We start from the raw sequence: 23,620 nt of genomic DNA, 5'->3' as shown, positions 1-23,620 counted from the left end.
GTGAGAGAATTATCATTTTTTGACAGGGGAGTTTATATTTTAAACTTGATATGTGGTGCACTTCTTTTATTGTCATGTCTGGCACCTTATATTTCTGTAAAGACATTTCTTCCTTTAGCTTTTTTGAGTTTGTTCTTTCCGTTAATTTTTATCATAAATATTCCATTTATTTTTTATTGGAGCTTTAGAAAAAAAAAGATATTTATACTATCACTTTCAGCTGTTCTCATTTCTTATTTTACTTTTGGCTCTTTTTATAGATTTGGTTCTTCCAATATATATCCTGAAGATAAAGACTTGAGTATTATGACTTATAATACCAGAGGTTTTAACTTTAAAGGTTGGTCAAATTTCAAATTAATACGAAATAAAATTATCGATTTTGTTGATGAACAAGACCCTGATATAATCTGTTTTCAAGAATCTAAGTGGCTAGATATGAGGCGGTTAAAAAACTATCCATTTAAATACATAACCCCATATACCTCTCAGAAAAGCATCCAGGCTATTTTGTCAAAATACCCAATAGTTGCCAATGGAACTTTGGAATTTCCAGATACTGCCAACAACGCCATTTATGCAGATATTGAATATAAAGGGGACACTATTCGAATATATAACCTGCATCTTCAATCATATCAAATTAGACCGTCCAGTGTAAGGAATGTCAGGCGCGCGGTTAGTTCATTCAATAAAATGAGAAGAACCTTCGTAAAACAAGAAGAACAGGTACAAATATTTAATAATCACAAAAAAAAATCTCCGTTCAGGACCATAGTATGTGCGGATTTTAACAATACACCATTTTCAAACGTGTATCGCATTGCCAAAGGGGAAATGCGAGATACATTTGACGAAAAAGGTACTGGTTTTGGAAAAACTTTTGACATAAAGGTTGTTCCATTTCGCATCGACTTTATTTTAGGGGATAAGACCATGCAAGTAATGACACATCAAAACTTTGATCTAAAACTATCTGACCACTACCCTGTACTGACATCAATTCGACTCTGACAGCAAGAAGTAACAATCAATCAAATCTGCCAGGATATGAATGAGTAAGGCAAGCCCGATTATCCTTGTCTTATTAAAAATAAACAGCAAGATATAAACGGCTATGGCCCAATAGGAATGAAGAGGGTGGAAGTTAATACTGCATCTCCCGGGATCAAAAATGGGATTGGCAATTAAATGATCTACATCAATTAAAATTCCCGAAAGGAGAATAAGGATTATCCATATTCTATTATTTTTAAAAAATATGAGGCCAACAGCTATTGGTACTATTATATGAATACCGTAATGAAGCAAGAATCTAAGCATTTAGAAAATCGAGATTTTGGTTCATTAAATAATCAAGACTGGCAGTACCTTCGTTGAATAACAAATCCAGAACACTACAATTTTTAATAAAACCATGCCTGTCATTGAAAACCTGCATATAGCTTTTTTGCCTTATATCAATTGTTTTTTTGGCATGTACCAAAAACCTGGCATCGAAAACCGCTTTGGGATTTAGCTCATAGACATCAGTTTGCCTTGCATTAATGTCGAATTGTAGGCAATTGGAAATAATATCAATTGCATTAAGATTAAAATCTAATAAATATGAGTAATTATTCACGAAAAGCGGGGCCAGATCATCTTCGTAATATTCAAAAAAAGGAGATGTCCTGTATGCGGTTTGAAGCGTTCTCCAATGTTGACGCTGCCATCTGTACTCATTATCAAGCTTTACATCTTTATACTTTTGTCTACCCTCCTTGCCACCTACATGTTTAATTGGAATATTCAACATAAATTTTCCCTGATCTGTACAAATAAAGGCCCGATTTCGATAGGTTTGTTTTTGATAATTGTCGCAGACTTCCCAGATTATTTTATTTTGCACAAGAGTTGAATAAGTGGCAATATCAGGCAAGTAGGTAGGATGGAGTAGCAAGTTCATCTATTTGTATTTTTATTCCACCCAAAAAAATAAATTATTACTTTTTAAGCTTCTTTCTACGTTTCCAAAAGTAATCAAATATAAACCAGGCCGCCAGTGCAATAAGGAAATGCTTAAAATAAGACCTGGGCTCACCATCACCTCCAACAGTAGTGAAAATCCTATCCCATCTGGGTTTCCAATGAGTAATTCCCTTATTGAAATTATCAAAGCTTAGCCAAATAAAAATTGGTTTGCCAACAATATGATTGGCGGGGACGTACCCCCAACTCCGGCTATCTTCTGAGTGATCTCTATTATCTCCCATCATCCAATAGTAATCCTGCTTAAAGGTATAGGATTCAGTAACCTGGCCATTTATACTTACCTGATTCCCTGAAACTCCTACAGTATTTCCTTCATAGTCGCGAATTATCTTTTTATAAAGTGGAAGAACTTTTGGATTTAGCGAAATAGTTACTCCTTCCTGAGGAATGTATATAGGTCCAAAGTTATCATTATTCCAGGGATAGTCAGGTGCATGCGGGAATATATTATAACCCTTTAAACCTTTAGGTTCTACTATTTTTACAACAGAATCTATATCCGAATTACTTCTTAATTCTTCCAACATTTCGTCGGTAAGTGTCACCGTGCGCTGGCGACCTGTTTCTTCCCGTAAAGAAAGTCCTGCCTGTCTAATAACTTTTGGGGGAATTCCACTTGCATCTGTAATCAACTCTATTTCACCCTTGGCATTTTGACCTCCTGCAATGAGGTATTTGTTGACAGCATCAAATTGATTTTGGTTCAAAGGAGCCGACAAGTATTTTCTTGTAAACTCATCTATTCCCAAACTTATAAGTAGCCTTGAGGATACTCCTTTCTGTGAGTAAACATTATAATCATATTGAGGTTTAGCTCTGTCTGACAGTTGAAGCAGTTTGCCATTGATGTATACTACACCATCAATTACTGATAGCGAATCGCCGGGAGTTCCAACACATCGTTTTACATAATTGGATTTTTTATCAATTGGTTTTTTTACTCCTTCTTCCTTCTTAAAAAAGACGCGAACCGTATCTGCCGGCCAGCTGAAAACAACAATATCATTTTTTTTAACCTTTTCAAATCCAGGTAATCTGAAATAAGGAAGTTGAGGTTTCTTCAGATAAGATCTTATTCCTAAACCAGGTATTGTATCATGTACCATAGGAGCTGCTATGGTGGTCATGGGAGCGCGAGCCCCATAATGAAACTTACTCACAAAGAGGAGGTCTCCAATCCTGAGGGTGCGTTCCAGTGAACCTGTGGGGATTACATATGGCTGAATAAAATAAGTATGAACCAGTGTTGCAGCTACAACAGCAAATACAATGGAGCTTACCCATTCTCCTAATCCACTTTTTGGATGCAAACTTCTGTCCTCTATATAAGTAACATCTTCGGCATAGTTAATATAGTAAATATAAAATCCAAGAGTGAGGATAACCAACCACGTATCAAGAAGGCTATTTTTACCGAAACTTCGTATAGTTTCAACCCAAATTACAGGAAACATCAGAAGATTAATTATGGGAATGAAAAGAAGTATAACCCACCATTTAGGCCTTCTTATAATTTGCATTAATACAATGGCATTGTATACTGGAATGGCAGCTTCCCAAGGTTTTCTTCCTGCTTTAATATATAGCTTCCAGGTCCCTAAAAAATGAATGACTTGTATAACTAAAATAAAGATGATCCAATTTGTACTATTCATACTCTTTTATATATTTTTTCAGACGTTATTTCGTCCGGTTTGTTACCAAAATTAACCCAGGTTTAACACGTCCTTCATGGTGAAGACACCTTTTTTCCCATTTAGCCATTCCGCGGCAACAACAGCACCTAACGCAAAACCTTCCCTATTGTTCGCTTTGTGCTTTATTACTATTTCGTCTACTAAATTTTCATAAGAAACGACATGGGTACCATATTCATCGGCTATCCTTTTGGAAATTATAGGGACATGTTGGTCTTGAGATTTTTCCATTTCCCAGCCTTTATAATCCGAATTCTCAATAATACCTTCAGCAAGTGTAATTGCAGTTCCACTTGGAGCATCAAGTTTTTGCAGATGATGGGTTTCTTCTATTGATACCCTGTACTCGGGTAATTGGCTCATCATTTTTGCTAAATAACTGTTTAATTCAAAAAAAAGGTTTACACCTAAACTGAAATTTGAAGCATAAATAAAAGCCCCATTTTTTTCTTTACATAAAGAAATTACTTTGTCGTAATCTTTCAGCCAACCTGTAGTGCCGGATATGACCGGAACATTGTGTTCAAGACAACTCTTAATATTATTAAATGCAGCCTCCGGACTACTAAAATCTATTGCCGTATCCATTGCTGTATAGTCAACTTCTCTTGTGTCCACATCTACTTTAGCAACTATAGTATGATTTCGTTGGATAGCGATTTTTTCAATCATTTTTCCCATTTTCCCATATCCAAATAAACCTATATTCATATTTTAGAATTTAATGGTTAAAGCCACTCCATAGTTAGGGTCTCCAAATATTGGGTTATATTCGAGATACGGTTTAATATCCAAACCAAGATCGTCATCTACATTAAATTGTTTTAAATGTGCATCCACATTGGCATCAATAATATTCAAAGCATATAATGCCAGCGTAATAAATAATGCCAGATCGCGATCTCTTTGATAACGTTCCTGCGCATCCTGCAAGGCACTGTCTGATAAGTCCGGGCTGCCGGGAACTATTCCGGATCCGTTTACATCATAGAATTCATCATCCGTAAAACCAGCTTTTCTTCTTTTAAATGCCGTTCGGTAACGATCATAAAGATCATCATTATACTTATAGGCATAGATTCCGACGCCTATGGCACCAATAACAATAGGAATTTTCCAATAACGCTTGTTATAGGCCTGACCTAAGCCGGGTAGAACAGCTGAATAAAATGCGGCCTTACTTGGAGCTAAGGGATTAATCCGCTTTTTTTCCACTTTACCTTCAACAGTAATTTTCTGTTTTTTTGAATTTTGCGGGACAGAATCCTTAGGACTTTCTTTTTGACCTTCCTGGGCCAAAGAAAAAAGTACAGGAAACAATAATAAACACCAGAAAACAAGGTTTTTACTCACCTGTAATTAGTTTTTTCAATCGCTGAAAATCTTCCTCTGAACTGAAGGGAATGCTTATCTTACCCTTACCGTCAAAAGTAGAATTAACTTTAATATCGGCAGAAAGATAGTGTTTAAGATGTTTCGCCCCATTATTAAATACTTCTGTTGTTACTGACGACTTGCTTGAAGATTTCTTTTGAATAGGCCCTTCATGATATTGCTTCACAAGATGCTCCGTTTCTCTAACAGACAAACTGTTTTTTACAATTTTTTCATAAAGGCTAATTTGATCTTCTTTTTGGTCAATATTTACCAGAGTCCTGCCATGTCCCATAGAAATAAAGCCATCTCGCATTCCGGTTTGGATAATGGGGTCCAGGCGTAATAAGCGAAGATAATTAGCAATGGTAGATCTTTTTTTACCCACCCTGTCACTTAACTTTTCCTGGGTCAAACCAATTTCATTGATTAAGCGATTATAGGAAAGGGCAATTTCAATTGGATCCAGATCCTGGCGCTGAATATTTTCAACAAGTGCCATTTCAAGAGACTCCTGGTCATTGGCAATTCTAATATATGCCGGGATTGTTCTAAGTCCAATTAATTTAGAAGCCCTATACCTTCTCTCTCCTGAAACTAACTGAAATTTATTAAAGTCAGACTTTCTTACGGTAATGGGCTGAATAACTCCTAATTCCTTTATAGAGGAAGCCAGTTCCTGAAGGGTGTCATCATTAAAATGAGAACGGGGCTGAAAAGGATTTACCTCAATTGTGTCAATATCTAGTTCTACTATATTACCAACAACTTTATCCGCGTTTCTATCCGATACCGAATTAATATCATTTTCAGGATCTTTAAGAAGAGCAGAAAGTCCTCTTCCCAAAGCCTGTTTCCTGGTTGCTTTCGCCATTATACCTTCTCTCTATTTTTTTTCAATAGTTCGTTGGCCATATTCAGGTAGTTCGTTGCACCTTTACTGCTGGCATCATATTTTATGATGCTTTCGCCATAACTGGGGGCCTCGCCCAGACGAACATTGCGCTGAATTATAGTATCAAAAACCATATCAGAGAAATGTTTCTTAACCTCTTCCACAACCTGATTAGAAAGCCGCAATCTGGAATCGTACATGGTTAGTAACATACCTTCAATATCCAATTCAGGATTGTGAATCCTTTGTACACTTTTTATTGTGTTTAATAATTTTCCAAGTCCTTCCAGAGCAAAATATTCACATTGTATGGGAATAATTACAGAGTCTGCAGCTGTTAAGGCATTTAGGGTAAGCAGGCCTAAGGAGGGAGCGCAATCAATAAGAATATAGTCGTATAACGCCCTTAAATCTCCAATGGCTTTCTTCATCATATATTCCCTTTCATCCTTGTCGACCAATTCTATTTCAATGGCAACAAGGTCTATGTGTGCGGGAATCAAATCTACATTTGGTGATGAAGTCCGAATAATTGTTTCTCCAGCTGTCTTTGTATGCTCCATTAACTGGTATGTACCAATTTGAATCTCATCTACATTAATACCTAATCCGGAAGTTGCATTGGCCTGGGGGTCGGCATCAATTAATAATACTTTTTTTTCAAGTACACCCAGCGAGGCAGCCAGATTTACTGTAGTGGTGGTTTTCCCAACCCCACCTTTTTGGTTTGCTATAGCAATAATCTTGCCCATAATTGAAGTAAGTTAGGGGTTAAAAATACGATTATTTACAATGCCCAAAAAAGTATTTTGTTAACAGAAAGTGAATAACTCTGACAAAAGCGTTAAAGTTGGTTAAAGTAAAGCTATTAGGCAATTGGGTTAGGTATCCTAACCAGTTAATCTATTAAAATATCAAGTATCTGGATAGCTGCATCACTAATTTTGGTGCCCGGTCCAAATACAGCTGCAGCTCCGGCATCAAATAAATAGTTATAATCCTGTTTGGGAATTACACCTCCCACAATTACCATGATATCTTCTCTACCATATTTTTTCAACTCTTCCAAAACCTGTGGCACCAAGGTTTTGTGCCCTGCAGCCAGAGAAGATACACCAAGAATATGAACATCATTTTCAACCGCCTGTTTTGCGGCCTCAGCAGGTGTTTGGAATAAGGGTCCTATATCAACATCAAACCCGAGATCTGCATACCCGGTAGCAACAACTTTCGCACCACGATCATGCCCATCCTGACCCATTTTTGCAATCATAATCCGAGGTCTTCGACCTTCCTGCCCTGCAAATTTATCCGCCAATTCCCTGGCTTTTTTAAAACTCTGGTCGTCCTTGATTTCTTTTGCGTACACTCCTGTAAACGATTGAATTTTTGCTTTATATCTTCCAAAAGCAACTTCCAGAGCATCACTAATCTCTCCAAGAGTAGCCTTAGCCCTGGCGGCTTCTATCGCTAAAGCTAACAAATTGTTTTCACCTTGAACTGTTTTTGCAGCTGTTTTATCTTTAGCAGCTTGTGTTAATTTTTTTAGAATACGCTTTACCTCTATGTTGTCTCTTTCCTGTTTTAAAGTTTCTAATCGTTCTATTTGTTGTCTTCGTACCTCCGCATTATCTACCTCCAGAATCTGCAATTCATCTTCTTTTTCTAACTGATATTTGTTTACTCCAACAATAATATCTTCTCCGCTGTCTATACGAGCCTGTTTTTTGGCGGCAGCTTGTTCAATTCGCATTTTAGGGATACCAGCTTCAATTGCTTTGGTCATTCCTCCATGCTCCTCCACCTCCTGAATAAGATTCCAGGCTTTTTTGGCCAATTCATTTGTCAAATATTCTACGTAATAACTACCAGCCCAGGGGTCGACTGTTTTGGTGATTTTTGTTTCTTCCTGAAGATAGATTTGTGTGTTTCTTGCTATACGTGCCGAAAAATCAGTTGGTAAAGCAATGGCCTCATCTAATGCATTGGTGTGCAGACTTTGAGTACCTCCCAAAGCCGCAGCCAAAGCTTCTATGGTCGTTCTTGCAACATTGTTGAAGGGATCTTGTTCTGTAAGACTCCAACCACTGGTCTGACAATGTGTTCTGAGCGCCAAAGATTTTGGATTTTTAGGATTAAACTGTTTCACGAGTTTAGCCCAAAGCATTCTCCCCGCCCTCATTTTGGCAATTTCCATAAAATGATTCATTCCAATAGCCCAGAAAAAAGAAAGCCTGGGGGCAAAATGATCGATATCCAGACCTGCCTTTAAACCAGTTCTAATATATTCTAATCCATCTGCCAGAGTATAGGCTAATTCAATGTCGGCGGTAGCACCAGCTTCCTGCATATGATAGCCGGAAATACTTATGCTGTTAAATCTGGGCATATTTTTACTGGTGAATTCAAAAATATCTGCAATTATCTGCATAGAAGCAGTAGGTGGGTAGATGTAGGTGTTTCTAACCATGAATTCTTTTAGTATATCATTTTGAATAGTCCCTGCGAGTTGCTCAGGAGACACCCCTTGTTCCTCTGCGGCAACTATATAAAATGCCATAATGGGCAATACCGCACCATTCATGGTCATTGATACAGACATTTTATCTAAGGGAATACCGTCGAACAAAATTTTCATATCCTCAATAGAATCAATAGCCACCCCGGCTTTACCAACATCTCCAACCACTCTTTCGTGGTCGCTGTCATAACCTCTGTGGGTGGGTAAGTCAAAGGCAACGGAAAGACCTTTTTGACCTGCTGCAAGATTACGCCTGTAAAAGGCATTGCTTTCATGTGCAGTGGAGAAACCGGCATACTGTCTTATTGTCCATGGTCTTCGCACGTACATCGTTGAATATGGACCTCGTAAATTTGGGGCAAGGCCAGCTGCAAAATTAAGATGCTCTAAATGTTCTATGTCTTTTTTTGATAAAAAGGATTTTACCGGAATATCTTCGGCAGTTATAAAGTCGGGTTTATTTGATTCTTTTTGCCTGGTGGAATCAAAAGGAGTTAAATTTAGGTGTTGCAGCTCTTTTCTACTCATGGTCCAATCTTATTTTTTCTGAAGATTCTGACAATCTAATTTCCGCTATTGGTTCAATAATGGTTTTCCTGGGATTTTTTTTGCTAAAAGGATTTTTTTGCAATTCCTGCTTCATTTTGTCCATTTCATTAGGGTATTTATTACTACCTAATAATACCTCCTCTCCGGCATCATAACGATTTTGTTGTTTAAGGGCACTTTCCTTGATTTTCCTCTGAATATTATGAGCTTTTAATTGTTTTAAAAAACCATCACCTTGCTCAATTTGTTTAAAGATATCCAATGCTCTTTCTGCCAATTGTTGCGTAAGCACCTCTATATAATATGAGCCATCTGACGGATTCGCAATTTTGTCCAAATAACTCTCACCTTTTAAAATCAGCAATTGATTTCTGGATATTCTCTCTGCAAACTCATTGTTTTCATGATATATAGCATCATATGATAAATTATAAACTGTATCTGCTCCACCGAGAATTGCAGACATACACTCTGTAGTTGTTCTCAGTAGGTTTACATTGTAGTCATATATTGTCTTGTTTCGGTTTGAGGGGCAAGCCAAAATATGACAATCTGTTTTAATTCCGAATTCAACTGCAAGGGCTTTCCAGAGCAGGCGTAAGGCTCTTAATTTAGCAATCTCAAAAAAGTAATTTCCGTCTACCGCAGTCTTAAAGCAAACCTTCAGATCAGAGCGCAATAGTTTTTTCTTATCCAAAAAATTAAGATATTCACTTAGGTGTCCAAGAGCGTAGGCCAGTTGCTGTGTCCGGTTGGCTCCTGCATTTTGATAGAGTGAAACGTCAATGCTTACAGTTGGTGTGTTTGCAGCCTCATTTAAAATTTCTTCCAGGGCAGCATGATCTGATTCAAAATCTGTAAACCAATTTCCAGTTCTGCAAAAATTACCCAAAATATCAATGTGAAAATAAATATTTCCATTAGCGCTACCAGTATAGGATAGAAGATCCTTGATGTATGCCACAGATAGAAATTGAAATTCAAAGTGTACAGGGATTGAATTAATATCAATACCCTGCAAGATCACCTTTGGTTTCAAATCAGGATTGACCAGGGTGAAAATCAAACTCTCGGTTCCGCTTTTGATAGCCAATAAAGCCTTTTGATTTGCCTCTGCGGAATCTGTAACCAAAATATGCTGTCCAATTAACCATTCAGATTCGGTAGAAGACGAACTTATAAGACTTTCATTTAGATCATCGGCATGGTAAAAAGGTTTCACTTTAATACCTTCCGGTGATTCCCATATCAGGGTATCATTGTAATCTGCACCTTTTAGATCTGCCTGTATTTTTTGCTTCCAGGCTTGCGGAGAAACATCCGGGAAATCAGTAAACAGTTGTTCTTTATTCATTTTCTTTCTGTTTTGTACTATCCTCGTACTCAATCAAATAAATTTCCTCATTCTTTTTTTTAAGATAATAGTTTTCCCGAGCAAATTTTTCTAATTCTTTGGGGTCTGAGAGTTGTTCAATAATTTCTTTATCCTTAGCTATTTCTTCTTTCAGGAATTCCTGGGTCTTTTCTAATTTTTTGATTTCTTTCCTCAACTCCATGTGTATAAGCAAAGAGTTTGTATCGAAAAAAGCCATCCATATGACGAAGACTGTTAATACCAGCACATAAATATTTGTTAATATTCCAAACCACTTATTATTTCGGATAGTTTTCAAACCCATTAGCTTAATTTTTCGTTAATGATAGTGCGTACAATATCTACGGCTACCGTATTGTATTTATTATTAGGAATAATTATATCTGCGTATTCCTTTGTGGGTTCTATGAACTGATCGTGCATAGGTTTCAAAGTGGTCTGATATCTACTTATAACTTCCGATAAATCTCTTCCTCTTTCATTTATATCTCGTTTGAGTCTCCTAATGAGTCGTTCATCAGAATCAGCGTGAACGTAAATCTTGATATCGAACATATCCCTGATAAGTGGGTTAGTCATAATCAAAATCCCCTCAATTATCATTACTTTTCTTGGGTGCGTTTTTATCGTATCTTCTGTTCTATTGTGTTTTGGGAAGGAATATACAGGCTGATCAATGGGCTCTCCCTGCCTTAACTTGTCAAGGTGTTGTGCCAAAAGCTCAAAGTCAATTGCCCTTGGATGGTCAAAATTAATTTTTGAACGCTCGTCATAACTTAGGTGCGACAGGTCATTGTAATATGAATCCTGAGATATTAATCCAACTTCTTCATTAGGAAGTTCATTAATAATTTGATTAACAACCGTGGTTTTACCACATCCTGTTCCTCCCGCAATTCCGATTATTAACATATTGGTTCAATTTGTACCAAAAATACAGATTTGGGATGATATTTATCCAGACAATCGCCTTCCTTTTATAACTGCATAATTACAGGAACAAATACTTATAAAACATGATAATATTCATATTTAGCCTAATAATTTAGGAATAATTTTGTGAAAATGAAATGATATTTTGATCTCAATTGAGATTATTCAGGCATTAGTCCGAGGAAAAAAGTAATGAGCTATAGTATTTCTCATTTTTTATAAAAACCCCACAAATTAATTGCCATTTATTTTTAATGGAAATCATAAAATTTATATAACTTAATAGTCTTTTCTAAGAAGATAATTTTAACTAGATATAATTAAAACATCTATGAATAATTCGTTTAAGGTTGTCGTAGATGGTAATCAAGAGTTTAAGATTGCCAGCGATGACATCTCGAAAATTGATGCCTTACAAACTTCATCCAATTCGTATCACATTTTAGAGGAAAATAAATCCTTTGCAGCCGAGGTTACCGAAAAAGATTTTTATCGTAAGAAGTATACGATTAAAATTAACAATAGTTCTTATGAAGTTGTTATTTCAGATGGTCTGGACCTTTTGATAAATGATATGGGTTTTGAACTTTCTTCAACTAAAGATATTGATTCTGTGTCGGCTCCAATGCCGGGTCTTATATTAGAGATACATGTTCGAATTGGACAGGCGGTTAATGAAAATGATCCTTTATTAATACTTGAGGCAATGAAAATGGAAAATGTAATTACTTCACCGAGGGATGGGATTATTAAAAGTATTTCGGTAAAGAAAAGTGATGCCGTTGATAAAAACCAATTATTGATTGAATTTGAATAACTATTCTACTATGAAAAAAATATTAATTGCAAACAGAGGGGAAATCGCCATCCGGGTAATGCAAACTGCCCAAAAGATGGGGATTAAAACTGTGGCTGTCTATTCTAAAGCAGACAGGAACGCGCCTCATGTAAAGTTTGCAGATGAGGCGGTCTGCATAGGAGAAGCTCCTTCCAACCAGTCCTATTTGTTGGGATCAAAGATTATTGAAGTGGCCAAAAAACTAAATGTAGACGGGATTCACCCCGGATATGGGTTTCTAAGTGAAAATGCTGATTTCGCAGAAGAAGTAGAAAAAAATAACATCATATTTATAGGTCCAAAATCAAAAGCTATCCGCGTAATGGGTAGTAAACTGGCCGCCAAGGATGCTGTCAAGAATTATAATATTCCCATGGTTCCCGGGATCGATGAGGCTATTACTGATGTAAAGAAAGCAAAGGTAATTTCCAAAGAAATTGGGTTCCCTATTTTAATAAAAGCTTCTGCCGGGGGAGGTGGGAAAGGGATGAGGGTGGTTGAAGAAGAAAAGGAATTAGAATCGCAGATGAAGAGAGCAATAAGCGAAGCCACATCAGCATTTGGTGATGGCTCTGTGTTTATTGAAAAATATGTGACCTCACCAAGACATATCGAGATTCAGGTCATGGCCGACAGCCATGGAAATATCCTTCATTTTTTTGAACGTGAATGCAGTATTCAAAGAAGGCACCAAAAAGTAGTTGAAGAGGCGCCTTCTTCTATACTTACACCAGAATTAAGAGAAGAAATGGGTATTGCTGCAACCAAGGTTGCAAAAGCTTGTGATTATCTGGGAGCAGGGACAGTAGAATTCCTGATGGATGCTGATCATAAATTTTATTTCCTGGAAATGAATACTCGGCTTCAGGTAGAGCACCCTGTTACAGAATTGATCTCCGGTGTTGATCTTGTAGAGCTTCAGATTAAAATAGCACGAGGGGAAGCAATGACCATTAAACAGGAGGATCTACATATAAATGGCCACGCTATGGAGCTAAGGGTTTATGCTGAAGACCCGCTTAATGATTTCCTGCCCAGTGTAGGCAGATTGGAAACCTATAGGCTACCCACAGGAAAAGGAGTCCGTGTGGATAATGGTTTTGAAGAAGGAATGGATGTTCCAATTTATTATGATCCCATGTTGTCGAAGTTAATCTCTTATGGCAAGAATAGAGATGAAGCCATTCAAATTATGCTAGAGGCCATAGAGGATTATCATATTGAAGGAGTTCAGACTACGCTGCCTTTTGGTAAATTCGTTTTTGAACATGAGGCATTCCGATCGGGGAATTTTGACACTCATTTTGTTAAAAACTATTATTCTCCGGAAGTACTAAATAAAAAAGCAGATGAAGAGGCCAGAATTGCTGCGGTATTAGCAGTTAAACAATATTTGGAAGATCAGAAAATCTTAAGAATACCAATAAACTAACATATGGACCCTAAATTAGAAAAATTAAAAGAAAGAATATCCCTTGCGCACATGGGTGGGGGACAAAAACGAATAGATAAACAGCACCAGAAGCAAAAATTAACTGCTCGTGAAAGGGTGAATTATTTGTTAGACGAGGGCTCATTTGAAGAGATGGGTATTTTGGTAACCCACCGTACGACAGACTTTGGGATGGATAAAGAAATTTACTTTGGTGATGGAGTGGTAACCGGATATGGAACAATCAATGGCCGGTTAGTTTATGTTTACGCCCAGGATTTTACTGTATTTGGTGGCGCTTTATCTGAAACCCATGCAGAGAAAATTTGTAAAGTAATGGATCTTGCAATGAAAGTTGGAGCTCCTGTTATTGGGTTAAACGATTCGGGAGGTGCACGAATACAGGAAGGAGTGAAATCTTTAGGAGGATATGCCGATATTTTTTATAGAAACGTTCAGGCTTCCGGGGTTATACCACAGATCTCAGCCATAATGGGGCCTTGTGCAGGAGGCGCGGTTTATTCGCCAGCTATGACAGATTTCACCATAATGGTGGAACAAACCAGTTATATGTTCGTTACGGGACCAAACGTTGTTAAAACCGTTACTAATGAAGAAGTTACTTCAGAGGAACTGGGTGGTGCAAGTACGCACTCAACCAAATCCGGGGTTGCGCATAAAACCTCTGTTAATGACGTGATTTGTTTGGAAGATGTTAAAAAATTATTGAGTTATTTACCTCAAAGCAACAGGGAAAAACCAAAGTCTTTACCATATGAAATAGGAGATGAAGTTAGGGACCAACTCACAGATATTATTCCTGATAATACCAATAAGCCTTATGATATGCATGACGTGATTAATGGTATTATTGACGAGGATTCCTTTTATGAGATTCATGAAGATTATGCCGAAAATATCATTGTAGGATTTGCAAGACTGGCAGGCAGAAGTATTGGAATAATTGCCAACCAACCAATGTTTCTCGCTGGGGTATTGGGGACACAAACTTCAGTTAAAGCGGCCAGATTTGTGAGATTTTGTGATAGTTTCAATATTCCTTTATTGGTTTTGGAAGATGTACCGGGATTTTTGCCGGGCACAGATCAGGAATGGAACGGTATAATTGTTCATGGAGCCAAATTGTTGTTTGCCTTTAGTGAAGCAACTGTTCCAAGGATAACGGTTATTACCAGGAAAGCCTATGGGGGGGCATATGATGTAATGAATTCAAAGCATATTGGTGCTGACTTTAACTTTGCCTGGCCTTCCGCAGAGATTGCTGTGATGGGAGCCAAAGGAGCAAGTGAGATCATTTTCAGGAAAGAAATTATGAGTGCAAAAGATCCTGCTAAAAAGCTGGCCGAAAAAGAAATGGAATATGCGGCAAAATTTGCCAATCCATTCAGGGCAGCCAGAAGAGGTTTTATTGATGAAGTGATCTTACCCAAAAATACCCGAAGAAAACTAATCAAGGCTTTTAGTATGCTTGAGAATAAGGAAGTGTCTGCTCCAAAACGAAAACATGGAAATATTCCGTTATAGGATTTAAATAGGGCGTTTATTTATAAATTAAGTTGGTAAATATACGACTCCGCTTGATGAGTCTTTAGAGGCTCCTGTAACTGTTTTCAGCACATTAATTTCCTGTTCAATGCGCAATATCCCCATTAATGCAAAGATCAATGCCTCCTTGTATTCTATTAATTTCTTTGATGGGATAACAAGACTTATTGTTGGTGCGAGTTTTGACTGAAGTAACTCCATCATAAATTGGTTAAGAGCACCTCCCCCGGTAACAAAAAGAGTACTTTGATCTTTTGTTACATTCGTTTTAATTTGCAATGCAACCTGCTCACAGATATGATGAACTGCGGTACATAATAAGTTTTCTGTGGTATCCTTCGTAGCATCAATGACGGGCACAACCTTATCTACAAACCATTCATAACCTGTTGATTTTGGAAAAGGTAAGCTGTAATATGAAAGTTGGTTTAATCCTTCCAGCATATCATTGTTAATGCTACCCTTCCTGGCCAACACACCATTATCATCATAATTTAGACCAATTTTGTGCGTGATATGGTTTAATATCATGTTTGCTAATCCAATATCATAGGCTATGCGCTTACCCTCATATTCAAAGGATACATTTGCGATTCCACCCAGGTTCAGACAAAAATCATACTTACCAAAAAAAAGTACATCTCCTATAGGTACCAGAGGAGCCCCTTCTCCACCCAGGGCAACGTCATTAGATCTAAAATCGCAAACCGTTTTATGCCTGCTGACGTTTGCAAGATGTTGTCCGGATCCAATCTGAAATGTTAATCCCTGTTGTGGCTGGTGGTGGGTTGTATGGCCATGGCTGGCAATAAAATCAGCATGCAAATCATTTTCTTTAATGAATATTTTTACTTGCTCTCCAAGCCATTGGCCATAGGTGTTGTTAAAAATTAAAAGCTCATCGGCAGAAAAAAAAATCGATTTCTTCAATTTTTCTTTCATCTCCGAAGTGTAAAACACACTTTTGGCTTGTTCTATAGTATACTCCCATCGGTCCAATGTTTTAGAAATATGGCAATAAGCTAGATCAAGCCCATCTAAAGAGGTGCCCGACATTAATCCTATTACTTTATATGTTTTCATTGCCAAAACGGGGTTTCTTGTGGTTCAAGATTAATAATGATGAAAGTTAAAAAGATTCATTTTCAATGTAAAAAAAATGTGATTCTTTTTTTTTGACGAAATACCTTTTTTATATTGTCTAAATCTCAGTAGGTCTCATCGATGAGATAAATTCTTAAGGTTTTATACTTTTGATTTTTGATAAATTTATACTATTAATTTTTAACAAAAATGTGTAATTTTATTAATTGTTATTTCAAGTCGTTAAATTGACCTAACTTAAACGTTTAAATTCCAAAACTTTGGTTGGGAATCGTATGTAACTGTTATGAACGGTTTTTGACAACTGGATAAATTAAATAACTATTTTATTAACCGATTTTTAAAATATGACAGTATGAGTAAGACTAAAAAAGAGAACAATTTAACCCGCCGAGATTTTGTGGGCAGAACTTTGGCCGCTTCGGCAGCGTTTACTATTGTGCCGTCTTATGCCGTCAGTGGACTGGGGCATATAGCTCCCAGTGATAAATTGAATATTGCCGGTATAGGTGTTGGGGGCATGGGGCTTGCCAATTTAAAGAATTTAGAATCGCAAAATATTGTAGGTCTTTGTGATGTTGATTGGAAGTATGCCAAAGGAGCATTTGATAGATATCCAAAGGCTAAAAAGTATTGGGATTTTCGTAGGATGTATGATGAAATGGGTGATGAAATAGATGGAGTTGTCATTGCTACAGCTGATCATACACATGCCATTGTTGCCGCCCAAGCCATGACCATGGGTAAACATGTTTATCTTCAAAAACCATTGACGCACTCGGTTTATGAATCCAGGTTATTGACGAAATTAGCGAAGAAGCACAATGTTGCTACGCAAATGGGTAACCAGGGAGCTTCTGGAGCAGGAGTTGCTGAAACCTGCGAAATACTTTGGAGTGGAGCAATAGGCGATGTTACCAGGGTTGAATCATTTACTGATCGGCCAATTTGGCCTCAAGGATTGAATACCCCGGAAAGAGGGGATTGGGTGCCTGATACGTTGAATTGGGAACTATTTACAGGGCCGGCTAAAATGAAACCTTTCAATGAGATTTATCATCCCTGGAATTGGAGAGGCTGGTGGGATTATGGTACAGGGGCATTAGGAGATATGGCTTGCCATATACTTCATCCTGTTTTTGAAGGTCTAAAATTGGGTTACCCAACTAAAGTACAGGCAAGCTCGTCATTATTACTGAATGATTCTGCGCCAGTTTCACAAGCTGCCAAACTAACATTCCCATCTAGAGGAAAACATGGTAGCATGAAATTGCCAGAGGTTGATGTTCATTGGTATGATGGTGGTATTAAACCAGAATTACCTGAAAATTGGCCTTCAGGTAAAGACCCGAACAAGAGTGGAGGAGGAACCTACTTCTATGGAACAAAAGATATTCTTCATGTAGGTTGTTATGGTGTTGAACCAGAATTGTTATCTGGCAAGAAGATTAATGTTCCCAAAACAGAACGAAGAGTTGAGGATGAAATGGGACTTGCATGGAATAAGGGAGCTCATGAAATGGATTGGGTAAGGGCATGTAAAGAAAGTGCAGAAAACAGAAAGCCTTGTACTTCAGATTTTGCCGAAGCCGGACCATTTAATGAAATGGTTGTTATGGGCGTACTTGCTGTTCGCTTACAGGCCTTGAATAAAGTATTAGAATGGGATGGTGAGAAAATGGAATTCACAAATATTGGTGCTAATGAGGAAATTAGGACAGTAATAAAGGATGGATTTAAGATTCATGACGGACACCCAACCTTTGACAAAGATTGGACCGAGCCAATGAATGCATTAGCATATTCCCAAGAATTGATCAAGCACACATATAGAGATGGTTGGTCATTACCTGATATGCCTGCATAGGTCATTGATTAGAGCATGAATTTTTAACAAAAAAAATGAGCAGAACTGGCTAATTAGGCCGATTCTACCCATAAAAATCAAAAAAGAACAAACAGATGAGAAAAATAAGTATAGTAGTTATAATCAGTTTGATAATGCTTCCCGTATTATCAAGTTGTAAAGACAAAAAAGCAGATCAAAAAGAAGACACCGATACAGCAACTGAAATGGCGACAGAAATACAAGAAGCTCCTATGAATGAACTTACCTCAGCAGAGATAGCTGAAGGCTGGGTATTGCTTTTTGATGGAAAAACTTCCGAAGGTTGGAGAGGCTACAAAAAAGAACATTTTCCTGCAGCCTGGGAAATTGTTGACGGAACCTTGCATATGCTTGGCTCAGGTAGAGGAGAAGCAGGTTCAAAAGACGGAGGGGATATAATCTTCGATAAACAATTTCAGAATTTTACCTTGAGCTTAGAGTGGAAAATTTCTGAAGGTGGAAATTCTGGCATCTTTTACCTAGGGGAAGAAAAGTTGGATTATATCTGGAAAACCTCTCCTGAAATGCAAGTATTGGATAATGAGAGACACCCTGATGCCAAATTAGGTAAAGATGGTAATCGTATGTCCGGTTCATTGTATGATTTGATACCCGCAAAACCACAAAATGCGAAACCGGCAGGAGAATGGAACAAAATTGAACTTACTGTATATAAAGGCACAGTAGTTCATAACCAAAACGGTGAGAATGTTGTGGAATACCACCTTTGGACACCAGAATGGAATGAAATGGTCGCAGACAGCAAGTTCCCGGCTTTAAATCCGGAATGGGCTGATGTTCCTGCTAAAGGTTATATTGGACTTCAGGATCATGGCGATGATGTTTGGTTCAGAAATATTAAGATAAAGGAACAATAAGGAGTTAGGCCTTTTATAAAATTGTTGCCCCATATATTGTTAAATGTATGGGGCTTTTTATTTGGATTTAACAGCTCTAATTTTGAAGTGTACATTGAGATCCTATAAAACTACAGGTAATTTGCCGTTCGCAATGAGCCTACCAAGAAAATGTTCTGCCGCTACTTTTTGGAACACTCTAAATTCTTGATAAACTAAAACAACCGCACTGGCATTTTTGTAATCAAAAAACCTTAATGCATAAGGATTCCCAAAAAGATATAGCACGACATTTTTAGAACCGATTAATTCGTTGATAAGCTGAATTTCAGTCTTGGTAAAACCAAAATTATCAGTTGGTTTCACTTGTGGCGGGAATAACGAAAGCAGTATATTTTCCTCCCTGGCAATATCACTTTTATTAGATTCTTCAGTAAGTGAAATACTTTTAAAGTTCAAATGATCTTTAAGCAATGTGATAAATAGATTATCAGTATTTTGAATGTTCGATATGCTCAAGAAACCTTCTTCCCTCATTGCAATGATATCACTTTTGTTTCCATCACAAATCGTTATGCAGTTTTTTGCAATTTCCTCGTTCAAAATATCTGGGTTACTCAACTCATTTGGGATTTCAACTTCTGAATTAATGGCTTTCTCCTTTAACTCCCAAACACGTTTAAATGCCTCTTCAATCTGAGTGTTCGTTGCATTAATTTGTATTATTTCAATACCTTCAGATATGTGCTCAGCAAAGCATAGAATATCATTGCCGGCATCAAAGGCCGCCCATTCTAAATCACCCTTATTAGAGAACATTTTGGAAACAGCATGCATATTCAATGCATCGGATATCACTAATCCCTCAAATCCTAATTCTTCTCGTAAAACCCCTTTAATTATTTTCTTTGAAATGGAAGAAGGTTCCATTGAGCCATCAGCAAGGGCAGGTACAGCAAGATGTCCTACCATTATAGATTCTATCCCGTTTTGAATTAATTGATTGAACGGGTACAACTCATTCTCAAGGAGTTCCTCTTTTGATTTGTTGATCACAGGAAGACCTAGATGAGAATCTGTAGCGGTATCCCCATGACCTGGAAAGTGCTTTGCACTGGTAAGTATACCTTTACTTTGTAGTCCTTTAGCAAAAGCAAGAGATTTTCGGGCCACGTTGTGCTTATCACTACCAAATGATCTATAGCCTATTACCGGATTTTCGGGATTGCTATTAATGTCAGCTACAGGAGTAAAATTCCAATGTATTCCTGCTTGTTTGCAATCAGAGGCGATATTCCTGCCAACTTCTGTAATAATTTCGTCATGATCTTTTATGGCACCCAGAGTTATAGCATATGGGTATTGTGGAGTGTTTTCTACCCGCATCGCCAAACCCCATTCAGCATCGATACTAATTAATAATGGATATTTGGCAACTTGCTGGTAACGTTTAATAAGAGATTTCAATACTTGATAACTGTCCTTATTATAAACCACCTTTTTCTTTCCTTCATAATTTGTAGCGGCACTGGCCCTGGAATGAAAAAAACAAAGCCCTCCAATATGGCAGTTTGCTATTAAATCTTGTAACCTTAATATTTCTTCTTCAGTGTCGTTGATAAAAGCGGCAGGCATAAAAAGCTGTCCAACTTTTTCCTTTTGGGTAAGTATTGTTTTAGCTGTTGGATAGTCCATATTATCATTCGTTTGAACCTGCCCCTTTTTTCCCATAATCTGCAGGATATTTTAAGTATTTTAAAATCAATAATGCCGGAAGCGCACCAATCACTACCCATATAAAGAACCCATCATATCCCAGCCATTCCTGAATATAGCCACTAACCAGACCGGGCAGCATCATACCAAGGGCCATAAACCCTGTTGCAAGGGCATAATGGGAGGTTTTAGAGGCTCCTTCAGCGATATAAATCAGATAGACCATAAAACCAGCGATCCCAAAACCATAACCAAACTGTTCCAAAACTACTGTGGATATAACGGCGAACTTATTTGTAGTATTTGTTATCGCCAGGAAAGCATAAAATGCATTGGGAATATTTATGGAAAGCACCATAGGCAACATCCATTTTTTTAAGCCATCTTTTGAAATCAATATCCCACCCAGAATTCCCCCAATGGTAAGCATAATAACGCCAATAGTTCCATATATGTAACCAACTTCAGAGGTGCTATATCCCAAACCGCCTTTAGCCGTGGAATCGAGGAAAAATGGAGCAGACATTTTCACCAATTGTGATTCTCCAAAGCGGAAAAAGAGAACAAAAGCCAATGCTATACCCATACCTTTTTTATTGAAAAATGTCGAAAACACTTCAAAAAAGCCTGCAGGTTTCTGCTTCTCAATAGCATCAGAAGATTCAAATTTGGGGGTTACAAAAAAATTGGTAAGGGTTAATCCAAACATCAAAAGTGCAGCAGCTATCATGGTAACAGACCATGCCTTCGTATTATCTCCATAATAATTTTCCAAAAATCCTGCGAGAATAACCAAAAGCCCTTGTCCTGTAACATTTGCCAGCTTGTAGAAGGTACTCCGAATACCAACAAAAAAAGATTGCCTATCCTGTGTTAAGCCTATCATATAGTAACCGTCGGAGGCAACGTCATTAGTGGCAGAGGCAAAGGCTGCCATCCAGAAGCACGCTAAAGTGGTGACAAAAAAAATATTGGTGGGCAAAAACAGTCCTACTCCGAGCAAGGCGATAGCGACAAGAAGTTGCATAAATAAAAACCAATTTCTCTTTGTACTAATAATATCTACATAGGGGCTCCATAAAGGTTTTATTACCCAAGGAAGATATAACCAACTGGTATACAAACCAATATCTGCATTGCTGATACCCAGCTTTTTGTACATAATAACGGATACAGTAACAACCAAAACAAAAGGGAGGCCTTGTGTAAAATAGAGCACTGGGATCCAAATCCAGGCACGTTTATTTTTTTGTATCATGTTGGTTTATTTGGTTTAAATGTATGACAATTGGTTCACTTTCTTTTCTGAACTTATCGGTAAAGGTGACCGCAATATTTTTTCTTTGGCCAACTAGCCCTTTTCCGAGGTTAAAGGAATGGCCGTTATCCATGAATATTTGGCTGATAATATTTTTAGGTTGGCAGATGGGGGGTTTTTTCGATTTTTTTACTTCATAAATATTGGCAAACCGGATATTTTCATTATTGACGAAGTTGAATGTAAATTTGAGATAATTGTTTTTATCAATTATATTATCTAACTCCGGTAAAGGCTGCCCTTCATTAATAATTAATGGCGAAACGGGTGTAAAAGAGGGATAGGAGTACATTTCATTTTTAATATAATTTACGACGTCTTCGTTCCCATTCATTAGTGATCTGGCACTAAAAAAAACGTTACCCTGAACAGCTTCGGTTTTTCTCGCCAGCCGCAATTGTTTTGGTAATTCTTTCATCTTATCCCAGGCTTTGTCACTGTTGTTTCTTACTTTATAAGCACCATTGCCTATATAAAGATTCGAGTTTTTGTGATTTTCTGCCCACCAGTCAATGAGTATGCGATGGGAGGCTACCGGTAACTTTAAACTCCAGTATATCTGTGGGACCAAATAATCTATCCACCCGTTTTCCATCCATAATAGGGGATCGGCAAAGAGATCTTCATAAGTAGTTTGCCCGGCTTTTGTATTTGACCCTCTTGGGTCAGTAGCTATGTTCTTCCAAACCCCAAACGGGCTTATGCCGAATTGTACCCAGGGTTTTTGTTCTTTAATGACCTTATGGACCTGCTTCACAAGTGTATCAATATTACTTCTACGCCAATCTTCCAGAGATTGATTTGTTTGAGCATAGGATGTATAGGTTATTGAATCATTAAAGATCTCATCCTTAATAGTATAGGGATAGAAGTAATCATCGAAATGAATGGCGTCTATATCGTATTGGTTAACCACTTCTTCAATAATGGAAACCATGTGTTTCTGCACCTCAGGCAATCCCGGGTTATAATAATACTTTTTACCATATTTAATCATCCAATCCGGATGCTTAAAGTAATCGTGAGATTCCGAAAGCACATCAGTATTCAGATCAAATGTAGCTCTGTATGGGTTAAGCCAGGCATGAAATTCAAAACCTAGAGTATGGGCCTCTCTTATCATCCACTTCAGAGGGTTTTGATCTGTTTCCGGGGCAATACCTTCTTCTCCGCTTAAAAAACGAGACCAAGGCGAAAAATTTGACTCGTAAAAAGCGTCACCAGCAGTACGAATTTGTAAGACTACGGCATTAAAATTTAGTGCTTTGTAAAAATTGAGGATATCCAGGTATTCTTCTTTTTGCTTTTCCCAGGGGTCACCCCCTCTTTGTGGCCAGTCAATATTGACCACTGTAGCAATCCAAACTGCGCGAAATTCCGTTTTTGGTATTGCCCCATTATGTTTAATCAGGCTGCAAGATGACAGTGAAAGCAAAATAAAGACCCCAACTTTTTTTAGCATCAATTGCGTTTAATTCCCTGCCGCTGCTATGGTTGATTAGCAGAAGCAGGGTTGATTAAGC

General features: G+C 37.6%; 21 protein-coding genes. 6 read left to right on the top strand and 15 right to left on the bottom strand.

Going from position 1 to position 23,620, the window contains the following annotated elements; translation table 11 throughout:
* Window positions 1–1,014: an endonuclease/exonuclease/phosphatase family protein gene (locus ABJH90_RS09045; protein ID WP_348138533.1), complete on the top strand. Its 1,014-nt coding sequence runs from the start codon at window positions 1–3 to the stop codon at window positions 1,012–1,014.
* Here ABJH90_RS09045 and ABJH90_RS09040 read toward each other — a convergent pair.
* The 11 genes from ABJH90_RS09040 to udk all read right to left on the bottom strand — a co-directional run bounded on the left by ABJH90_RS09040 (window position 1,000) and on the right by udk (window position 11,357).
* Window positions 1,000–1,323 carry a DUF6122 family protein gene (locus tag ABJH90_RS09040; protein ID WP_348138531.1) on the bottom strand — a complete coding sequence of 108 codons (324 nt, stop codon included), beginning with the start codon at window positions 1,321–1,323 and terminating at the stop codon, window positions 1,000–1,002. The genes ABJH90_RS09045 and ABJH90_RS09040 overlap by 15 nt on opposite strands.
* Window positions 1,316–1,948, bottom strand: a complete 633-nt coding sequence (locus tag ABJH90_RS09035; RefSeq protein WP_348138529.1) for a WbqC family protein — start codon at window positions 1,946–1,948, stop codon at window positions 1,316–1,318. Before ABJH90_RS09035 ends, ABJH90_RS09040 begins: the two co-directional genes overlap by 8 nt.
* A 37-nt stretch (window positions 1,949–1,985) precedes the next feature.
* Entirely contained in the window at window positions 1,986–3,689 is a 1,704-nt protein-coding gene (gene lepB / locus ABJH90_RS09030; RefSeq protein WP_348138527.1) for a signal peptidase I, read from the bottom strand.
* Between the two features lie 51 nt (window positions 3,690–3,740).
* Window positions 3,741–4,442: a 4-hydroxy-tetrahydrodipicolinate reductase gene (gene dapB / locus ABJH90_RS09025; protein WP_348138525.1), complete on the bottom strand. Its 702-nt coding sequence runs from the start codon at window positions 4,440–4,442 to the stop codon at window positions 3,741–3,743.
* Between the two features lie 3 nt (window positions 4,443–4,445).
* The gene (locus ABJH90_RS09020) at window positions 4,446–5,084 is read right to left on the bottom strand and encodes a DUF5683 domain-containing protein (protein ID WP_348138523.1); all 639 of its coding nucleotides are present in this window, start codon (window positions 5,082–5,084) and stop codon (window positions 4,446–4,448) included.
* A complete protein-coding gene (locus ABJH90_RS09015) occupies window positions 5,077–5,979 on the bottom strand; it encodes a ParB/RepB/Spo0J family partition protein (RefSeq protein ID WP_348138521.1) in 903 nt (300 codons plus the stop codon). The genes ABJH90_RS09020 and ABJH90_RS09015 overlap by 8 nt, the downstream gene beginning before the upstream one ends.
* Window positions 5,979–6,752, bottom strand: coding sequence for an AAA family ATPase (locus ABJH90_RS09010; protein ID WP_348138519.1), 774 nt, complete (start codon window positions 6,750–6,752; stop codon window positions 5,979–5,981). Before ABJH90_RS09010 ends, ABJH90_RS09015 begins: the two co-directional genes overlap by 1 nt.
* Before the next feature lie 146 nt (window positions 6,753–6,898).
* Window positions 6,899–9,049, bottom strand: a complete 2,151-nt coding sequence (gene scpA / locus ABJH90_RS09005) for a methylmalonyl-CoA mutase (RefSeq protein ID WP_348138517.1) — start codon at window positions 9,047–9,049, stop codon at window positions 6,899–6,901.
* Window positions 9,042–10,424: a methylmalonyl-CoA mutase subunit beta gene (locus tag ABJH90_RS09000; RefSeq protein ID WP_348138515.1), complete on the bottom strand. Its 1,383-nt coding sequence runs from the start codon at window positions 10,422–10,424 to the stop codon at window positions 9,042–9,044. Before ABJH90_RS09000 ends, scpA begins: the two co-directional genes overlap by 8 nt.
* The gene (locus tag ABJH90_RS08995; RefSeq protein WP_348138513.1) at window positions 10,417–10,749 is read right to left on the bottom strand and encodes a septum formation initiator family protein; all 333 of its coding nucleotides are present in this window, start codon (window positions 10,747–10,749) and stop codon (window positions 10,417–10,419) included. Before ABJH90_RS08995 ends, ABJH90_RS09000 begins: the two co-directional genes overlap by 8 nt.
* Window positions 10,749–11,357 carry a uridine kinase gene (gene udk, locus ABJH90_RS08990; protein ID WP_348138511.1) on the bottom strand — a complete coding sequence of 203 codons (609 nt, stop codon included), beginning with the start codon at window positions 11,355–11,357 and terminating at the stop codon, window positions 10,749–10,751. The genes ABJH90_RS08995 and udk overlap by 1 nt, the downstream gene beginning before the upstream one ends.
* A gap of 352 nt (window positions 11,358–11,709) precedes the next feature.
* On the opposite strand from udk, the gene ABJH90_RS08985 reads away from it, so the two are divergent.
* The 3 genes from ABJH90_RS08985 to ABJH90_RS08975 are packed head-to-tail and all read left to right on the top strand — an operon-like array spanning window position 11,710 to window position 15,193.
* A complete protein-coding gene (locus tag ABJH90_RS08985) occupies window positions 11,710–12,195 on the top strand; it encodes an acetyl-CoA carboxylase biotin carboxyl carrier protein subunit (protein ID WP_348138509.1) in 486 nt (161 codons plus the stop codon).
* 10 nt (window positions 12,196–12,205) lie between these two features.
* On the top strand, window positions 12,206–13,648 hold the full coding sequence (accC, locus tag ABJH90_RS08980; protein ID WP_348138507.1) for an acetyl-CoA carboxylase biotin carboxylase subunit: 1,443 nt from the start codon (window positions 12,206–12,208) through the stop codon (window positions 13,646–13,648).
* Between the two features lie 3 nt (window positions 13,649–13,651).
* On the top strand, window positions 13,652–15,193 hold the full coding sequence (locus ABJH90_RS08975; protein WP_348138505.1) for an acyl-CoA carboxylase subunit beta: 1,542 nt from the start codon (window positions 13,652–13,654) through the stop codon (window positions 15,191–15,193).
* A gap of 27 nt (window positions 15,194–15,220) precedes the next feature.
* Here the strand turns inward: ABJH90_RS08975 and ABJH90_RS08970 are convergent, their stop codons facing one another.
* On the bottom strand, window positions 15,221–16,297 hold the full coding sequence (locus ABJH90_RS08970; RefSeq protein WP_348138503.1) for an anhydro-N-acetylmuramic acid kinase: 1,077 nt from the start codon (window positions 16,295–16,297) through the stop codon (window positions 15,221–15,223).
* A 376-nt stretch (window positions 16,298–16,673) separates the two neighbouring features.
* Between ABJH90_RS08970 and ABJH90_RS08965 the strand changes: the two genes are divergently transcribed.
* Entirely contained in the window at window positions 16,674–18,185 is a 1,512-nt protein-coding gene (locus ABJH90_RS08965; RefSeq protein WP_348138501.1) for a Gfo/Idh/MocA family oxidoreductase, read from the top strand.
* Between the two features lie 95 nt (window positions 18,186–18,280).
* Entirely contained in the window at window positions 18,281–19,084 is an 804-nt protein-coding gene (locus ABJH90_RS08960) for a DUF1080 domain-containing protein (RefSeq protein ID WP_348138499.1), read from the top strand.
* Window positions 19,085–19,186: 102 nt separating this feature from the next.
* On the opposite strand, the gene ABJH90_RS08955 is transcribed toward ABJH90_RS08960, so the two are convergent.
* The 3 genes from ABJH90_RS08955 to ABJH90_RS08945 are packed head-to-tail and all read right to left on the bottom strand — an operon-like array spanning window position 19,187 to window position 23,559.
* A complete protein-coding gene (locus ABJH90_RS08955; RefSeq protein WP_348138497.1) occupies window positions 19,187–20,794 on the bottom strand; it encodes a glycoside hydrolase family 3 protein in 1,608 nt (535 codons plus the stop codon).
* Window positions 20,763–22,037, bottom strand: a complete 1,275-nt coding sequence (locus ABJH90_RS08950) for an MFS transporter (RefSeq protein WP_348138495.1) — start codon at window positions 22,035–22,037, stop codon at window positions 20,763–20,765. The genes ABJH90_RS08955 and ABJH90_RS08950 overlap by 32 nt, the downstream gene beginning before the upstream one ends.
* A complete protein-coding gene (locus ABJH90_RS08945; protein ID WP_348138493.1) occupies window positions 22,021–23,559 on the bottom strand; it encodes a family 10 glycosylhydrolase in 1,539 nt (512 codons plus the stop codon). The genes ABJH90_RS08950 and ABJH90_RS08945 overlap by 17 nt, the downstream gene beginning before the upstream one ends.
* Between the last annotated feature and the right edge of the window lie 61 nt (window positions 23,560–23,620).

This window comes from Eudoraea sp., from assembly GCF_039969275.1.
In the GTDB taxonomy this organism is placed as follows: domain Bacteria; phylum Bacteroidota; class Bacteroidia; order Flavobacteriales; family Flavobacteriaceae; genus Eudoraea.
The sequence above is the reverse complement of the archived record's forward strand: the minus strand, read 5'-3'. Positions and strand labels throughout refer to the sequence as shown.

What these genes read in the sequence shown, in the direction of transcription:
- dapB (WP_348138525.1), bottom strand. Translation starts at nt 4,442, where the DNA reads ATGAATATAGGTTTATTTGGATATGGGAAAATGGGAAAAATGATTGAA.
- ABJH90_RS08950 (WP_348138495.1), bottom strand. Translation starts at nt 22,037, where the DNA reads ATGATACAAAAAAATAAACGTGCCTGGATTTGGATCCCAGTGCTCTAT.
- udk (WP_348138511.1), bottom strand. Translation starts at nt 11,357, where the DNA reads ATGTTAATAATCGGAATTGCGGGAGGAACAGGATGTGGTAAAACCACG.
- scpA (WP_348138517.1), bottom strand. Translation starts at nt 9,049, where the DNA reads ATGAGTAGAAAAGAGCTGCAACACCTAAATTTAACTCCTTTTGATTCC.
- ABJH90_RS09035 (WP_348138529.1), bottom strand. Translation starts at nt 1,948, where the DNA reads ATGAACTTGCTACTCCATCCTACCTACTTGCCTGATATTGCCACTTAT.
- ABJH90_RS08960 (WP_348138499.1), top strand. Translation starts at nt 18,281, where the DNA reads ATGAGAAAAATAAGTATAGTAGTTATAATCAGTTTGATAATGCTTCCC.
- ABJH90_RS08995 (WP_348138513.1), bottom strand. Translation starts at nt 10,749, where the DNA reads ATGGGTTTGAAAACTATCCGAAATAATAAGTGGTTTGGAATATTAACA.
- ABJH90_RS08970 (WP_348138503.1), bottom strand. Translation starts at nt 16,297, where the DNA reads ATGAAAACATATAAAGTAATAGGATTAATGTCGGGCACCTCTTTAGAT.
- ABJH90_RS09015 (WP_348138521.1), bottom strand. Translation starts at nt 5,979, where the DNA reads ATGGCGAAAGCAACCAGGAAACAGGCTTTGGGAAGAGGACTTTCTGCT.
- ABJH90_RS09040 (WP_348138531.1), bottom strand. Translation starts at nt 1,323, where the DNA reads ATGCTTAGATTCTTGCTTCATTACGGTATTCATATAATAGTACCAATA.
- accC (WP_348138507.1), top strand. Translation starts at nt 12,206, where the DNA reads ATGAAAAAAATATTAATTGCAAACAGAGGGGAAATCGCCATCCGGGTA.
- ABJH90_RS09000 (WP_348138515.1), bottom strand. Translation starts at nt 10,424, where the DNA reads ATGAATAAAGAACAACTGTTTACTGATTTCCCGGATGTTTCTCCGCAA.
- ABJH90_RS08955 (WP_348138497.1), bottom strand. Translation starts at nt 20,794, where the DNA reads ATGGGAAAAAAGGGGCAGGTTCAAACGAATGATAATATGGACTATCCA.
- ABJH90_RS08975 (WP_348138505.1), top strand. Translation starts at nt 13,652, where the DNA reads ATGGACCCTAAATTAGAAAAATTAAAAGAAAGAATATCCCTTGCGCAC.
- ABJH90_RS09010 (WP_348138519.1), bottom strand. Translation starts at nt 6,752, where the DNA reads ATGGGCAAGATTATTGCTATAGCAAACCAAAAAGGTGGGGTTGGGAAA.
- ABJH90_RS08965 (WP_348138501.1), top strand. Translation starts at nt 16,674, where the DNA reads ATGAGTAAGACTAAAAAAGAGAACAATTTAACCCGCCGAGATTTTGTG.
- ABJH90_RS08985 (WP_348138509.1), top strand. Translation starts at nt 11,710, where the DNA reads ATGAATAATTCGTTTAAGGTTGTCGTAGATGGTAATCAAGAGTTTAAG.
- ABJH90_RS08945 (WP_348138493.1), bottom strand. Translation starts at nt 23,559, where the DNA reads ATGCTAAAAAAAGTTGGGGTCTTTATTTTGCTTTCACTGTCATCTTGC.
- lepB (WP_348138527.1), bottom strand. Translation starts at nt 3,689, where the DNA reads ATGAATAGTACAAATTGGATCATCTTTATTTTAGTTATACAAGTCATT.